This window comes from Fervidobacterium pennivorans, assembly GCF_001644665.1.
Classification (GTDB): domain Bacteria; phylum Thermotogota; class Thermotogae; order Thermotogales; family Fervidobacteriaceae; genus Fervidobacterium; species Fervidobacterium ngatamarikiense.
In genome coordinates this window covers 1315817-1328932 of sequence record NZ_CP011393.1, presented here as the reverse complement: position 1 = coordinate 1328932, position 13116 = coordinate 1315817, and the positions used below count along the sequence as shown (strand labels likewise).

At 40.2% G+C, this 13116-nt stretch carries 11 protein-coding genes; 4 read left to right on the top strand and 7 right to left on the bottom strand.

The genetic code is table 11. The annotated features are described in order from the left end of the window. Positions 1 to 62: 62 nt before the first annotated feature. The 7 genes from JM64_RS06225 to JM64_RS06195 are packed head-to-tail and all read right to left on the bottom strand — an operon-like array spanning position 63 to position 5755. On the bottom strand, positions 63 to 1067 hold the full coding sequence (locus JM64_RS06225) for a sensor histidine kinase (protein ID WP_064012556.1): 1005 nt from the start codon (positions 1065 to 1067) through the stop codon (positions 63 to 65). Continuing rightward, on the bottom strand, positions 1048 to 1743 hold the full coding sequence (locus JM64_RS06220; protein WP_064011918.1) for a response regulator transcription factor: 696 nt from the start codon (positions 1741 to 1743) through the stop codon (positions 1048 to 1050). The genes JM64_RS06225 and JM64_RS06220 overlap by 20 nt, the downstream gene beginning before the upstream one ends. Continuing rightward, complete coding sequence (phoU, locus tag JM64_RS06215) at positions 1740 to 2387, bottom strand: phosphate signaling complex protein PhoU (RefSeq protein ID WP_064011917.1); 648 nt, start codon at positions 2385 to 2387, stop codon at positions 1740 to 1742. Before phoU ends, JM64_RS06220 begins: the two co-directional genes overlap by 4 nt. A gap of 39 nt (positions 2388 to 2426) precedes the next feature. Continuing rightward, positions 2427 to 3185: a phosphate ABC transporter ATP-binding protein PstB gene (pstB, locus tag JM64_RS06210; protein ID WP_064011916.1), complete on the bottom strand. Its 759-nt coding sequence runs from the start codon at positions 3183 to 3185 to the stop codon at positions 2427 to 2429. Beyond that, positions 3182 to 4012, bottom strand: a complete 831-nt coding sequence (gene pstA, locus JM64_RS06205) for a phosphate ABC transporter permease PstA (protein WP_064011915.1) — start codon at positions 4010 to 4012, stop codon at positions 3182 to 3184. Before pstA ends, pstB begins: the two co-directional genes overlap by 4 nt. Then, on the bottom strand, positions 4009 to 4872 hold the full coding sequence (locus tag JM64_RS06200) for a PstC family ABC transporter permease (protein ID WP_082868332.1): 864 nt from the start codon (positions 4870 to 4872) through the stop codon (positions 4009 to 4011). The genes pstA and JM64_RS06200 overlap by 4 nt, the downstream gene beginning before the upstream one ends. Positions 4873 to 4927: 55 nt before the next feature. Further along, on the bottom strand, positions 4928 to 5755 hold the full coding sequence (locus JM64_RS06195) for a phosphate ABC transporter substrate-binding protein (RefSeq protein ID WP_064011914.1): 828 nt from the start codon (positions 5753 to 5755) through the stop codon (positions 4928 to 4930). Between the two features lie 244 nt (positions 5756 to 5999). Between JM64_RS06195 and pulA the strand changes: the two genes are divergently transcribed. The 4 genes from pulA (at position 6000) to JM64_RS06175 (ending at position 13096) form a co-directional block, all read left to right on the top strand. Beyond that, a complete protein-coding gene (pulA, locus tag JM64_RS06190) occupies positions 6000 to 8531 on the top strand; it encodes a type I pullulanase (RefSeq protein ID WP_041263510.1) in 2532 nt (843 codons plus the stop codon). Between the two features lie 75 nt (positions 8532 to 8606). After that, a complete protein-coding gene (locus JM64_RS06185; RefSeq protein WP_014452274.1) occupies positions 8607 to 8966 on the top strand; it encodes a response regulator in 360 nt (119 codons plus the stop codon). A gap of 99 nt (positions 8967 to 9065) precedes the next feature. Continuing rightward, positions 9066 to 11804, top strand: coding sequence for an isoleucine--tRNA ligase (gene ileS / locus JM64_RS06180; RefSeq protein WP_064011913.1), 2739 nt, complete (start codon positions 9066 to 9068; stop codon positions 11802 to 11804). A 26-nt stretch (positions 11805 to 11830) separates the two neighbouring features. Beyond that, on the top strand, positions 11831 to 13096 hold the full coding sequence (locus tag JM64_RS06175; RefSeq protein WP_064011912.1) for a hypothetical protein: 1266 nt from the start codon (positions 11831 to 11833) through the stop codon (positions 13094 to 13096). Positions 13097 to 13116 lie beyond the last annotated feature (20 nt).

Here is a 13116-nt window from a genome sequence, read left to right as displayed (position 1 = left end):
AACGCTTCAAAACAAAAAGCCAGAGGGGTGTTTTCTCTGGCTTATTTTTTAGCATAAAAACACTATTCTGAACGGAGATATACAATAAATTCAGTTCCAATCATGTGTTGAGATTTGACTTCAATTCTGTAATTCGCAATATTTGCTAGGTGTTTAACCACGGCAAGTCCCAGACCCGAGCCCGAAGCCATTTTGACACCCGTTGATGTGCGGTAAAATCTGTTAAATATCTTTGGAATTTCTTCTTCAGGAATCCCAACACCAAAGTCTCGGATAGAAATGTAATCTTCAGTAATTTTGATAATAACCTTTGAATTTTCGAAAGAATACTTAACCGCGTTGGAGACAAGATTTTTCAATATAGTCCTGATTATAAACTCATCAGCCACCAATTTTTCAACATCTATATGCTTTTCAATCTTTATTGATTTTGTTTGGGCGAGCTCTTTTACATCATCTAAAACGGTATCTACTAACCTTCTTACATTAATTGGAACAGGCTTAGGTGTGTAAAGTCCAAGTTGTGCCCTGGTTATATACTCAACCTGTTCGACAATTCTTTTAAGCCTGAGTGCTTGCCTCTCAATTGCGAGTAACTTTTTTAATCTCTCCTCATCATCTTCGTCCTCAATCATCTCAGATACCGTGCTTAGCAAAACTCCGAGCGGGTTTTTGAGCTCGTGGGCTATCAAAACAGACATATTGTCCTTAGCTTCTTGTAGAATTCTTTCTTGAGTAATATCACGAAGAATTAAGGTGGAGAGTTCTTTTACATATGTAATGTGAAAATAGACCCATCCACCTTTTTTACTAGAAAAAACCCTATCCTCAAATTCCAGGGTGTTTCCAAAATTGTCCGAATGTATCGCATCAACAATCAAGGTTCCTTTTTCTAAGATGAGAAGCTCAAACAAATCCAAACCTTCGCATTCTCCAAAAAACTCTTTTGCTCTTTTGTTCGCATACGTAATTTTTGAACCGGTTAAAACAAAAACCGCTTCCTGAACATGGTCCAGAAGCTTTGTCGCTAATTCAGCGTGTGATAATTTATTCTCTGTCGGATTCATCTGATTCAAGGGCTGTGTCCCCTTTCTTTGAGAATTTGTATCCAACTCCACGGACAGTTACTATCCAGTTCTTCCCGAGTTTCTTTCTCAGGCTGTTTATATGAACATCAATTACTCTATCGTAGACTTCAAAATCGTCCTTCCACAACTCCTCCAAAATCTGCTCTCTGGAGAATACCCTATCTGGACGTTGAGCAAGGAGTCTTAAAATTTCAAATTCCTTTGATGTTAGTTCTATTTTCTTACCATCGTAGAAAACTGTGTAATCTTCTGGATATATCTCAAGTTTCCCGTAACGGATGACCTCTTTTAATCCCTTTGTTCTTCTAAAAAACGCCTTCACGCGGGCAACAAGTTCCCTTGTGTTGAATGGTTTACCTACGTAGTCATCCGCACCAAGTTCAATACCTATTATCTTATCCAAATCGGTGTTCTTTGCGGAAATAATGATAATTCCAACTTCTGGGAGTTCAGTCTTGAGCTCTTGGATTTCGTTCAACGCATTGCCATCAGGTAGCATTAAATCGAGCACAATTAGTTCTGGTTCGAACACCTCAATTTTTTTGTACATATCAGAGACACTGTATGCAATTTCAACCTCAAACCCTTCGCTTTTGAGCATCTTGCTTATATTTTCAGCAAGCAACCTTTCATCCTCAACAACAAGTACCCTCATAGTAGGCTTTTTAGCTCCTTTCCTGTTTCTATAAATACTATCTCCTCACATATGTTAGTCAAATGGTCAGCAACACGTTCTAAGTCCCTTGCAAAAAGCACGTTCAAAACCAAAGTGTGAGGTTCGAAACCTTCAACATCGTTTGTAACCTTTCTGTCCAAATCGTCAATAACGTCATCCATACGCCACGTTTCTATGGCAAGTTCAACGTCCCTTCTCGAGAACGCCAAAACCGTCTTCTGAAGCATATTGATAACTTCTCCGAACATTTGCTTTACCAAGGCTGAGGGCTTGAATTCAGGCATGTTGTCCGAAATCCATAATGTTTTCTCTGCGAAGTTGCATGCATGGTCCCCTATTCTTTCAAGATTGTTAGCAAGTTTCATTGCAGCGATTGTATATCTCAAATCTTTTCCGAGAGGTGTAAACCTTGCTATTATATCTATGACAAGGTTTTCAATCTCTCTGTTGAGATCGTCAATTTCATCGTCAAGTTCTAAAATCTTTCTTGCGATTGAGCGGTCCACATTCTCGAATGCCACAGAAGCCATTTCTATCGAATCTGTGACTAACGAAACCATCTTAGAAAGCTCAGCTCTAAGCATAGAAAACTCCTTTTCAAAGTGATGCCTTTCGTCTACCATCTTTATTCCTCCCCTGATAATTATCTATCATTATCCTATTTATCCTATTTTACCACTAAGGAACTGCTGAGTGATTTCATTTTGTGGATTGGTTAACAACTTTGAAGTTTCGTTTTGTTCAATTATCTCTCCACGATACATGAAGACAACGTAATCTGAAATCCTCGACGCCTGACCTATATTATGTGTAACAATGACTATAGTGAATTTCTCGGCAAGCTCTTCAATTAAAGCCTCTATTTTCTGCGTAGCAACCGGGTCAAGTGCACTTGTGGGTTCATCAAACAATATCACTTCTGGTTCTATTGCTATAGTTCTCGCTATACAAAGTCTTTGTTGTTGTCCACCAGACAGTTTTAAAGCGCTTTTCTCAAGGTCATCCTTAACTTCATCCCACAAAGCCGCCATCTCAAGTGCATTACGCACCCTTTCTTTGAGTTCCTTTTTATCGGTTACACCTATCAATTTCAAGCCGTAGGCAATGTTCTCAAAGATAGACATTGGAAAAGGCGTTGGTTTTTGGAAAACCATCCCTATCCTTCTTCTGAGCGTGTACACATCAACATCTGGGTCGTATATGTTTTTATCGTGAAATAGTATCTCACCTTGCACTTTGAACTCTGGTATCAAGTCATTTATCCTGTTGATGCTTCTGAGCAACGTTGATTTACCGCAACCAGATGGTCCCATTATTGCTGTAATTTTGTTCTTTTGTATTTTCAAATTCGCATCCTTAACAGCAATTTTCTCACCATAATAAGCGTTAAAATTCCTAATTTCAATCACTGTATCCGTCATTTCTTTTCCCTCCTGAACATAAATGCTATTGTGTAGACAAGAATTATAAATAGTATAAGAACAGAAGCTGTTCCTTCAGCCATCCATCGAGCACTACTTCCATATGCAGCGGTCAAGAAATATATGTGAGTTGGCATCGTCATAACTGGAGAAAGAAGACTTTTCGGTAATTGTGTTGCATAAAAAACAGCAGCGGTAAGAATAAGCGGTGCTGTTTCACCAATCACGCGGCCCGCGCTGACAAATGAAACGGTAAGGATGGTGTTTCTAACTGAAGGGACTAACATTTCAAATATTACTTCGCTCTTTCGAGCACCCAAAGCATATGCAGCCTCTCTAAGTTCTCTTGGAATTGCTTGCATCACTTCGTAAACTGATGATGATATAACCGGCAAGACCATCAAAGATAGTGTTAAGGCACCAGCTAAAATGGAAGTTCTCATGTTCATTGTGATACAGAACAACCCCAATCCAAAAAGTCCATAGACAACGGAAGGTATACCACTCAAAATAGTAACTGCGAACTTTATATAGGTCAAATTATATTCCGAAAGCACAATTCCCAACAGCACACCAAGTGGAATCGCTATCGCAAGTGATGTTACGGTTAGTAAGATTGAACCAAGAATGGCTGGAAATATACCCCCATCGGTCATACGTTCCTTTGGGAATTGAGTGAAAAACTCCCACGACCAGTATTTTAACCCCGGCACAAACGCAAGTAAGAAAAGAGCAACGATAAGTGAGGAAATAATGTATGTAAGAATTCGTAGGGCAAGCCTTGTCTTTCTGTTTTCAGCGATACGTGATTTATCTATTTCTCTCATCTTCGGCTCCTCCTTAACAACATAACCGATGTGAGTTCAAATACCGTTGAAAAGATTACAAGTACCAAGCCTGCAAAGAATAACGCGCTGTAATGAATTGAAAATTTAGCAGCTTCCGGCATTTCACTTGCAATAGCTGCTGTCAATGTCTTAAACGGGTCCGTTAGTTTTGTAGGCACCATAGCTGCACCCCCACCAAGGAGCAACACAACAATCGTCTCGCCAACTATCCTGTTCGCCGTTAAAACTATTGCGTTCATAACACCTGGCAGTGCTGCTTTAGTCGTGACCTTCATGTAAGTCTTCAACGGGAGTGCTCCGAGCGCCGCGCTCGCTTCCTCTAGTTCCTTTGGAACACTGTCCAAGGATTCTAATATTAATACGGTACTTATCGGTATTGTCAAAAAGAACAGACCTATTAATGCAAGTAACAAATTCTGGGGAGAATATATACCTATCGCCGGAAAAATGGGACTGAGGTACGTAAGAAAGACAAAAGCAATGATTACAGACGGTATACCTGAGAGATACTCGATCAATCTCCTTACAATTGATTTTTCCTTCTTCGTTGCAAATCCATGTAAATAGATGGCTATGAAATATGCAACAGGAACAACCAATAACGTCCCTAATACAGTTACAATCAAAGAATTTATAATTAGCGCTCTCATTCCATATTCTCCTGGTTCCCAAACGGGATACCATTGGTCAGATAAAAAGAGTTCCGCTCCAACGGAGCGGATAGCTGGAAGCGACTCTTTAACAAGGTAATAGTATATTCCAAAGAGAGCAGCAATCGCTGTGACTGAAGATATTGCCATCAAAGCTTTTCGCGTTTTATCTTTTATTTCTCTACGCACATGGCATCCCCTTTCTTGTTTCTTAGAAACTTCTTTTCAGTATCTGCTACCCTTTTTACTGTCCAAGAGCAGCGACAAACCCCGCTTTTTCAACAAGTTCCTGTCCTTTCTTTGACATAACAAATCTCAAGAATTCTGCAACTGGTCCTTCTTCGGGCCAACCTTTTGTAACATCGATGAAAATGAAGAGTGGACGAGAAAGTGCATACTTCGAAGAAAGTATGTTTTGTTTTGTTGGCATAACTCCGTTTACGGAGACAACTTTTACACTCTGATCTACGTAGCCAACACCAAAGTAAGCTATAGAATACGGAGTTTTGGCAACAGTTTCAAGCTCAGCCATAGATGATTCAAGCATTCTTACCCTTGGAGACATCTTTTCATCACCGAGCACTTTTTCTTTGAAGACTTCGAACGTTCCGGAAGCTGTGTTTCTGGAGAAAGCAACAATATCTCTTGCCGGAAGGTTCGGATCAATCTGGTTCCATCTTGTAATTTTTCCTGTGTAGATATCCTTTATTTGCTGTATAGTAAGGTTCTTGACAGGCAAATCCTTGTGAACAACTATTGCGATACCATCCCAAGCAACAAGAACTGGTGCAAACCACTTTTTCATTTCAAACATCTTTTGAACTTCAGAATCCTTAAACCATCTACTGGAGTTTGCGATGTCCGTTGTTCCGTTAAAAAGTGCTGCAATCCCCGTTGAACTACCTGCCCCCTCAAGTGTAACTTTGATGTCTGGATTCTGTTTGTTGAACTCTTCGACCCACAACTGCGCAATGTCAAGCATCGTGTTCGAACCTTTTATAACCAACGCAGTCGCAAAACCAAAAACCGCAAAAAGTGAAACAAATGCTATCGTTAAAATGAACTTCCTCATACCTTCCACCTCCTGTTTTAAAGTTCGCTTTTATTTTCTCAGAGGTCCATTAAGTAAAATTTTTAATATGTTAAGAATTGTTAAGTTCGATTATTTGAGGTGCTGCTCGTCTCTTTTTTCACTGGAAACATTTCCAAAAATTTGTAGAAAAAAATCTGGGATAATGTATAATACTTTGGGTACAATATAGTTGTTCAAAAACACCAATTTAAGGAGGTGTCAGGGTATGTTTAGAGATTCAAGTATGGGTCTGCTCAAAAAGCTTTCAGTTATTACGCTCATCGTATTCGCATTATCGATAAGCTTTGCGGAAACAGAGCTGATTATCCATTATCACAGGTGGGATGGTAACTACGACGGATGGAACCTTTGGATTTGGTGGGTTGAACCTATTTCAAAAGAAGGTGCAGCTTATCAGTTCACAGAAAAAGATGATTTTGGAGTTGTTGCAAAAGTTAAATTCCCGGAGACATTAACGAAAGTTGGAATAATAGTTAGACTTGGAGAATGGAGAGAAAAAGATGTTGCAATGGATAGATTCATAACAATCAAAGATGGTAAGGCGGAGGTGTGGCTCTTGCAAGGAATAGAACAGATTTACACAACAAAACCAGACACAAGCCCTCGTGTGCTCTTTGCACAGGCTAGGGACCAATACACAATCGAAGCATATTTAACAGGTCAAGTCGACACAACAAAAGTCGGTGCAAAAGTTACGGTAGACGGTCAACCACTCAAAATAGCTCGTGTCGAGAAAGCCAATCCGACGGATATTTCCAGAACAAACCATGTCAAAGTTGTTCTCGCTGAACCTATCAAACTTGAGGATGTTAACAAAGATGTCCAAGTAGAGATAGAAGGGTACAAACCGGCAAGGGTCATCATGATGGAAATTTTGGACAAGATTTATTACGATGGTCCACTCGGATTTGAATACACCCCTGAAAAGACAACGATAAGGGTTTGGTCACCTGTTTCAAAAACTGTTGATGTGCTACTTTACAAAAATTGGGATGATAAAGAACCAACGCAAGTTGTTCCAATGAAATATATAGGCAACGGGGCATGGGAAGCCGTCCTTGAAGGAAACTGGGATGGATGGTTCTACAAAATCAGGTACTTCAGCTATGGAGAATATAGAGAATCAGTTGATTACTTCTCAAAAGCGGTAACGAAGAATTCTGCCAAGAGTGCTATCATTGACTTCAGCAAAACAAATCCAGAGAGCTGGGAAAAAGTCGCACGACCACCACTAGTTGCCCCAGAAGATGCGATAATATACGAAATCCACATCGCAGATATGACCGGACTCGATAATTCTGGCGTCAAGAACAAAGCACTTTACTTGGGACTCACAGAAAAAGGCACAAGAGGTCCTAATGGTGTAACAACTGGTCTTGACCACCTCGTTGAACTCGGGGTTACTCACGTTCATATTCTTCCAATGTTCGATTTCTGGACAGGCGATGAAGCTGATAAAGATTTTGAAAGAAGTTACAACTGGGGTTATGACCCATACCTCTTTACAGTTCCAGAAGGACGCTACTCAACAGACCCAATCAACCCATACACAAGAATTATCGAAGTCAAACAAATGGTTAAAGCACTCCATGAAAATGGTATAAGGGTTATCCTTGATATGGTCTTCCCACATACATGGGGCGTTGGTGTAATGTCTCCATTCGACCAGGCAGTTCCATATTACTTCTACAGAATTGACAAAACAGGTGCATATTTGAACGAAAGTGGCTGTGGTAATGTCATTGCAAGCGAAAGACCGATGATGAGAAAATACATAGTCGACACACTCAAATGGTGGGTCACGGAATACAAAATTGATGGTTTCAGATTTGACCAGATGGGATTAATGGATAAGGTGACAATGCTTGCGATAAAATCAGAACTCTCAAAGATAGAGCCTTCTGTGGTTCTTTACGGTGAACCTTGGGGCGGTTGGGGAGCACCCATTAGATTTGGAAAAGCCGATGTTGGTGGTACAGGTATCGCCGCGTTCAACGATGAATTCAGAGATGCACTCCGTGGTTCTGTTTTCAACGCAACTGTCAAGGGCTTCTTGATGGGCGCTCTTGCCAAAGAAACAGGTGTAAAACGCGGAGTTGCAGGTAGCATCGAATACGACGAAGTAATTCGAAGCTTTGCGAAAGACCCACAGGAAACTATCAACTACGTCGAAGTTCATGATAACCACACCTTGTGGGACAAAAACTACCTGGCAGCACAGGCGGATACAACGGTAAAGTGGACTGAAGAAATGCTCAAAGACGCTCAAAAGCTTGCTGGTGCTATATTGTTGACATCACAAGGTATACCATTCTTGCATGCAGGTCAAGATTTCGCTAGAACAAAGAAATTCGATGAGAACTCTTACAAATCACCAATCTCCATAAACGGACTTGACTACGCTAGAAAAGCCGAGTTTATAGATGTTTTCAATTACTACAAAGGTCTAATCGAACTGAGAAAATCACACATTGCGTTTAGGCAAAGGACCGCCGAGGATATAAGAAAGAAACTGACATTCTTACCAAGTCCAAGAAAGATGGTAGCATTTGTACTTAAAGATGAGAAAGACCCATGGAAGGAAATACTCGTAATCTACAACGGTGACACAAAAGACCAACAATTCACACTTCCGGATGGGACTTGGAACGTCGTTGTTGACAAAGATAACGCAGGAACAAAGGTTCTCTACCAAGTTAGCGGTAAGATAAATATTAAAGCTATATCAGCTATGGTAATGTACAAAGGTAATTAACAGAAACTTGTTATCGATGAGTTGAAATATTAACAATTCATATGGTATAATATCCCCGAGAAAGGGGGTAAGAGTATGCCCAAAAGAATTCTCGTAGTTGAAGATGAACCCAACATGAGATTACTAATAGCCGAAGAATTAATGGACGCTGGTTATGAAGTAGATGAAGCCGAAAATGCTGACGAAGCGCTAAAAAAATTTGGTGAAAAACAGTATGATCTTGTTACTATCGATATCGAGATGCCTGGAAGCATGAACGGATTGGAACTTGCGGGTAAATTGAGAGAAATCAGACGGGAAACAAAGTTGGTTCTATTGACTGCTTACTCTCATTACAAAAGCGATATGGCTTCTTGGGCAGCTGATGCCTACATTGTGAAGTCTGCTGATTTAACTGAATTAAAAGAAGTAATCAGTCGTTTGATTAACATGTGAATGGTGCCCACACCTTTCAAGAAAGGGGTGGGCATCACCCCTTTTTTTTCTATTATAAAATAGCTGATTAGGATAAAACTGCATTAGGAGGTGCTCAAATTGGACTATAAAGCAACGCTGAACTTACCACAAACAAACTTTCAAATGAAGGCTAACCTTGTGAACAAGGAACCGGAGATGTTGAAATTCTGGGAAGAAAAGGAGATTTACAAAAAGACTTTGGAAACAAGAGCAAATGCACCAACATACCTTCTACACGATGGACCTCCGTACGCAAATGGAGACATCCATCTTGGTACCGCTATGAATAAGATACTGAAAGATTTCGTCACCAGATACAAAACCATGCGCGGTTACAGAGTGCCTTTCGTTCCTGGATGGGATACACACGGATTGCCAATTGAACACAGAGTTACAACATCCTTGGGAGAAGAAGCAAAGAAAAAATCACCAGCCGAAATAAGAAAGCTTTGTAAAGAGTTTGCTCTGAAATACGTAGACATTCAGAGAGAGGAATTCAAACGACTCGGCGTAAAAGGTGACTGGGAACATCCATACATAACACTTGACCCAGATTACGAATACCACATACTTGATGTATTCAAAACGTTGGTGGAAAACGGGAACGTCTATCGTGGTAACAAGCCCGTTTATTGGTGTCCAACGTGTAGAACAGCCCTTGCGGAAGCAGAAATTGAATACCATGACCATGAATCCCCATCAATTTATGTAAAATTCCAAATGGTCGACAAACCAGACACGTATATTGTCATCTGGACCACAACTCCTTGGACTATCCCAGCGAACGTTGCTATCGCACTCCATCCAGATTACACATATGTCAAAATAAGGGTTGGTGAAGAATACTGGATTGTTGCAGAAGGACTACTTCAAAAATTCGCCGCAGATGTTGGTATCGATTTTGAAGTTGTTGAAAAATTCGTAGGTAAAGAACTCGAAGGTAAACTTACAAAACACCCACTTTACGACAGAACTTCCGTTGTTGTTCTTGCTGATTACGTAACTCTTGAAGACGGTACTGGTTGTGTCCATACGGCTCCTGGTCACGGTGAAGAAGACTATCAAACGGGTTTAAAATACAATCTTCCAGTTCTCTCACCTGTGGATGACGAAGGTAGGTTCACAAAAGAGGCAGGAAAATATGAAGGATTAAAGATATGGGATGCCAACAAAATTATAGTTGAAGACCTAAAAAACAACGGTTCTTTGATTAAAGTAGGAAAGATTAGCCATAGCTACCCACACTGCTGGCGTTGTAAAGGCCCGGTTATGTTCCGTGCCACACCACAATGGTTCATCTCCGTTGATAAAAACAACTTGCGAGGTAAAGTGCTTGAAGAGATTAAGAAAGTTAAATGGTATCCTGCTTGGGGTGAAACACGTATCACCGCAATGGTTCAGGAAAGACCAGACTGGACGATTTCGCGTCAAAGGGTTTGGGGAGTACCAATTCCAGCGGTAAAATGTAAAGATTGTGGCGAAGTTACACTCGACCCACAAGTAATCGAGCACTTTGCAAACATAGTTAAAGAAAAAGGCACAGATGCCTGGTTCGAACTCGACGTTGCCGAACTAATTCCAGCAGATTTCAAATGTCCAGCTTGCGGAAGTAAGAATTTTGAAAAGACACATGATACACTAGATGTCTGGATAGATTCTGGATGTTCGTGGGAAGCGGTGATACGCTCCAAAGGTGAGAAGTTCCCAGTTGACCTTTACTTAGAAGGTGATGACCAACACAGAGGTTGGTTCCAAAGCTCGATATTCTTGTCTACTGCAAAAGCAGGAATAGCACCGTTCAAAACCGTTGTCACACATGGCTTCATCAAAGACGAACAAGGAAGGAAGATGAGTAAATCTCTCGGAAACGTAATTGATCCTACGGAAATCGTCAACAAATATGGCGCCGACATATTGAGATTATGGGTTGCAAGCACGGACTTTTTTGATAACATCAGGGTTGGTAAGAACATAATTGAACAGCAAGTTGAGGTCTACAGAAAGCTAAGAAACACGCTGAGATATTTGCTCAGTAACCTTTATGACTTCACAGAAGCAGATTTGCTGCCATACGAAAAACTGCTCCCATTGGACAAATGGGCACTTGGCAAACTTCAAAAGTTCATCGAACATGTAACACAATACTACGAAGAATTCGAATACTCCAAAGTCTACAACGCAACTGTCAAATACTGTACTACAGAACTAAGTGCTGTGTATTTAGATATACTCAAAGACAGACTCTACGTCGAGGCGAAAAATTCAATCTACAGAAGGTCTGCTCAAACCGTTCTACATTACATACTTGAGGCTCTAATAAAAATTCTTGCACCAATTATTCCATTCACAGCAGAAGAGGCTTACCAAGAAAGCCATTTGAAGAAATACGAAAGTGTTCACCTTGAATATTGGCCAGAAGTTAGAAAAGAATTCATTGACGATGGGCTTCTCGAGGAATTCAATCATTTGCTACTCATAAGAGACGATGTGTTGAAAGCACTGGAAAGCGCCAGGGCGTCTGATATTATCGGCCATTCACTCGATGCCCATGTAATAATCGAAGCAAAGAACGAAGAATTGAAAAGCTTGCTCAGAAAATACGAGTCACTGCTTGAGGAATTCTTCATCGTTTCAAAAGTGACTTTGTCTGAAAATGTCTCTGGGTTAAACGGTCAGTTTGCAAACGTTTTAGTCCAAAGAGCAGAAGGTCAAAAATGTCAGCGTTGTTGGAAATATCACCCAGACACTGGTAAAGATGAAGAACATCCAGAAACATGTCCACGTTGTTCGGCTGTGCTCAGAGGAGAAAGGAAATAAAATAAAACGTAAGAAGAGATGATAAAATGAGAAAGGTTGTAAAACGTCTTTTCAAAGAAACACGTTTTGTACAGCTTGTAGCCTTGCTAACTTTAATCATCCCGGTGGTCATAGCGACTGCCGGGGTTTTAGTTCCCCAAAAATTGGGAATTGCTAAGGTTGAACTTGGAAAAGAACTAAAAGTTGACGGAAAAAACTTTCCTTTTACATTTCTCGATGGAATGCTTTTAGTTGACGGGAAGAGAACCATAACCATGAATGGTCAAAAATACATCGTTGAAGTAAAAACCTCTCCTGACCAAATTCGACTGAATGGAATTACGGAAGTCTATACATATGTCTTTGAAAGTACAGTCACGTTTTACGACCCAACGGTAAGAGCCCTGAAAGCTATCAATAAATCCAACGAAATCAAGCTTTCTGACAAATTCTACCTGGCAGTTGCAAGTGATGATTTTGGTAATATATCAGATGTCGCTTTTGTCCCGCCAACACTTGAGAACCTCGACATACTCGACTCACAAAACCCGATTACAAACATCTCTGGTAGAAAATTTTTACTCTCTTCAAAATCACCTTATAGGATTATCAGCAAAACCCTACTTCCTGAGAAAAGTGCTCTTATGCTGGAGAGTGGAGTTACAGTTATCACGGCTCTCAATGCCGAACTGAATATCAAGGGTGCACTTGTAACAACAGGACTAGTTAGCTTCTTGGGAAGTGGGAAACTGACTGTTTCCGATAGCGGTTCAGCTTACGTCAGCGCTATCGGTCCTGAAATTGATATTAGCTCAGACCGGGGTTCACTGATTTTTGTAGACGGGTCAAATCTTAGAAATATTGATGCCAATTTGACTAACTTCGTAGTGATTAGAAAATCTTCGCTTAACAGAGTATCAATTAACGGCGTTTATGCAGTTTACATCATAGATTCATCCATTGAAGAACTTGAAATTCAAAACTGTGGGAATGTTTTTATAAATAACACAGTTGTTAACGACGCAAAAGTAGGGTTGGTATCAAAAGTTATTTCATACGACTCTAGATTTGACAAACTTTCGATTTCCGACCTTTCATCTGTTGCACTTGTTTCCTCAAAAATTACAAACTTACAGTTATCTAAAGGTAGTGTCTTAAAAGTAAAAAATTCGACGTTAATGAACGCCAAAGTTGAAGATTATTCAATTGCCTACATATTCAAAACCAATGTCAACCAATTAAGCGTTGGAAATGCAAAATACTATCAGTTAGAAAGCAACATAAAGAAGTTGACAAAACTTCAAGAAGAATAAAATCTGTACTACGCTCGAGG

Bases quoted from the DNA above. Each gene is read 5' to 3' on its own strand.
- JM64_RS06225 (WP_064012556.1), bottom strand. From the start codon at position 1,067: ATGAATCCGACAGAGAATAAATTATCACACGCTGAATTAGCGACAAAG.
- JM64_RS06220 (WP_064011918.1), bottom strand. From the start codon at position 1,743: ATGAGGGTACTTGTTGTTGAGGATGAAAGGTTGCTTGCTGAAAATATA.
- phoU (WP_064011917.1), bottom strand. From the start codon at position 2,387: ATGGTAGACGAAAGGCATCACTTTGAAAAGGAGTTTTCTATGCTTAGA.
- pstB (WP_064011916.1), bottom strand. From the start codon at position 3,185: ATGACGGATACAGTGATTGAAATTAGGAATTTTAACGCTTATTATGGT.
- pstA (WP_064011915.1), bottom strand. From the start codon at position 4,012: ATGAGAGAAATAGATAAATCACGTATCGCTGAAAACAGAAAGACAAGG.
- JM64_RS06195 (WP_064011914.1), bottom strand. From the start codon at position 5,755: ATGAGGAAGTTCATTTTAACGATAGCATTTGTTTCACTTTTTGCGGTT.
- pulA (WP_041263510.1), top strand. From the start codon at position 6,000: ATGGGTCTGCTCAAAAAGCTTTCAGTTATTACGCTCATCGTATTCGCA.
- JM64_RS06185 (WP_014452274.1), top strand. From the start codon at position 8,607: ATGCCCAAAAGAATTCTCGTAGTTGAAGATGAACCCAACATGAGATTA.
- JM64_RS06175 (WP_064011912.1), top strand. From the start codon at position 11,831: ATGAGAAAGGTTGTAAAACGTCTTTTCAAAGAAACACGTTTTGTACAG.